The sequence below is a fragment of the Streptomyces sp. NPDC049627 genome (assembly GCF_044465645.1).
Lineage (GTDB): Bacteria > Actinomycetota > Actinomycetes > Streptomycetales > Streptomycetaceae > Streptomyces.
The window spans coordinates 1-2,387 of sequence record NZ_JBITLW010000030.1 but is presented as its reverse complement, the minus strand read 5'-3'; the positions used below and the strand labels follow the sequence as shown (position 1 = coordinate 2,387).

General features: G+C 56.6%; 1 rRNA gene. It reads right to left on the bottom strand.

Annotation, left to right across the window (positions count from 1 at the left end):
• Nucleotides 1-22: 22 nt before the first annotated feature.
• Nucleotides 23-2,387 (bottom strand): 23S ribosomal RNA (locus tag ACIBU0_RS44515); the annotation flags it as partial.

Sequence of the window (2,387 nt, the reverse complement as noted above, 5' to 3'; positions counted from 1 at the left end):
AACACAGTGGACGCGAGCAACTGAGGACAAGCCCTCGGCCTATTAGTACCGGTCACCTCCACACGTTACCGTGCTTCCAGATCCGGCCTATCAACCCAGTCGTCTACTGGGAGCCTTACCCCATCAAGTGGGTGGGAGTCCTCATCTCGAAGCAGGCTTCCCGCTTAGATGCTTTCAGCGGTTATCCCTCCCGAACGTAGCCAACCAGCCATGCCCTTGGCAGAACAACTGGCACACCAGAGGTTCGTCCGTCCCGGTCCTCTCGTACTAGGGACAGCCCTTCTCAAGACTCCTACGCGCACAGCGGATAGGGACCGAACTGTCTCACGACGTTCTAAACCCAGCTCGCGTACCGCTTTAATGGGCGAACAGCCCAACCCTTGGGACCGACTCCAGCCCCAGGATGCGACGAGCCGACATCGAGGTGCCAAACCATCCCGTCGATATGGACTCTTGGGGAAGATCAGCCTGTTATCCCCGGGGTACCTTTTATCCGTTGAGCGACGGCGCTTCCACAAGCCACCGCCGGATCACTAGTCCCGACTTTCGTCCCTGCTCGACCCGTCGGTCTCACAGTCAAGCTCCCTTGTGCACTTACACTCAACACCTGATTGCCAACCAGGCTGAGGGAACCTTTGGGCGCCTCCGTTACCCTTTAGGAGGCAACCGCCCCAGTTAAACTACCCATCAGACACTGTCCCTGATCCGGATCACGGACCCAGGTTAGACATCCAGCACGACCAGACTGGTATTTCAACGACGACTCCACAACCACTGGCGTGGCTGCTTCAAAGTCTCCCAGCTATCCTACACAAGCCGAACCGAACACCAATATCAAACTGTAGTAAAGGTCCCGGGGTCTTTCCGTCCTGCTGCGCGAAACGAGCATCTTTACTCGTAGTGCAATTTCACCGGGCCTATGGTTGAGACAGTCGAGAAGTCGTTACGCCATTCGTGCAGGTCGGAACTTACCCGACAAGGAATTTCGCTACCTTAGGATGGTTATAGTTACCACCGCCGTTTACTGGCGCTTAAGTTCTCAGCTTCGCCTGGACGAATCCAAGCTAACCGGTCCCCTTAACGTTCCAGCACCGGGCAGGCGTCAGTCCGTATACATCGCCTTACGGCTTCGCACGGACCTGTGTTTTTAGTAAACAGTCGCTTCTCGCTGGTCTCTGCGGCCACCCCCAGCTCGAGGAGCAAGTCCTCTCACCAGAGCTGGCCCCCCTTCTCCCGAAGTTACGGGGGCATTTTGCCGAGTTCCTTAACCATAGTTCACCCGAACGCCTCGGTATTCTCTACCTGACCACCTGAGTCGGTTTAGGGTACGGGCCGCCATGAAACTCGCTAGAGGCTTTTCTCGACAGCATAGGATCATCCACTTCACCACAATCGGCTCGGCATCAGGTCTCAGACTATTGCCAGGCGGATTTACCTACCTGACGTCCTACACCCTTACCCCGGGACAACCACCGCCCGGGATGGACTACCTTCCTGCGTCACCCCATCACTCACCTACTACCAACTCGGGTCACCGGCTCCACCACTTTCCTTTCCCCGAAGGGTCCGGAACGGCTTCACGGGCTTAGCATCACTGGATTCGATGTTTGACGCTTCACAGCGGGTACCGGAATATCAACCGGTTATCCATCGACTACGCCTGTCGGCCTCGCCTTAGGTCCCGACTTACCCTGGGCAGATCAGCTTGACCCAGGAACCCTTAGTCAATCGGCGCACACGTTTCTCACGTGTGAATCGCTACTCATGCCTGCATTCTCACTCGTCAACCGTCCACAACTACCTTCCGGTGCTGCTTCACCCGGCAGACGACGCTCCCCTACCCATCACGATCCCCGTTGGGGGTACATATCGCAATGACACGACTTCGGCGGTACGCTTGAGCCCCGCTACATTGTCGGCGCGGAATCACTAGACCAGTGAGCTATTACGCACTCTTTCAAGGGTGGCTGCTTCTAAGCCAACCTCCTGGTTGTCTCTGCGACTCCACATCCTTTCCCACTTAGCGTACGCTTAGGGGCCTTAGTCGATGCTCTGGGCTGTTTCCCTCTCGACCATGGAGCTTATCCCCCACAGTCTCACTGCCGCGCTCTCACTTACCGGCATTCGGAGTTTGGCTAAGGTCAGTAACCCGGTAGGGCCCATCGCCTATCCAGTGCTCTACCTCCGGCAAGAAACACACGACGCTGCACCTAAATGCATTTCGGGGAGAACCAGCTATCACGGAGTTTGATTGGCCTTTCACCCCTAACCACAGGTCATCCCCCAGGTTTTCAACCCTGGTGGGTTCGGTCCTCCACGAAGTCTTACCTCCGCTTCAACCTGCCCATGGCTAGATCACTCCGCTTCGGGTCTTGAGCGCGCTACTA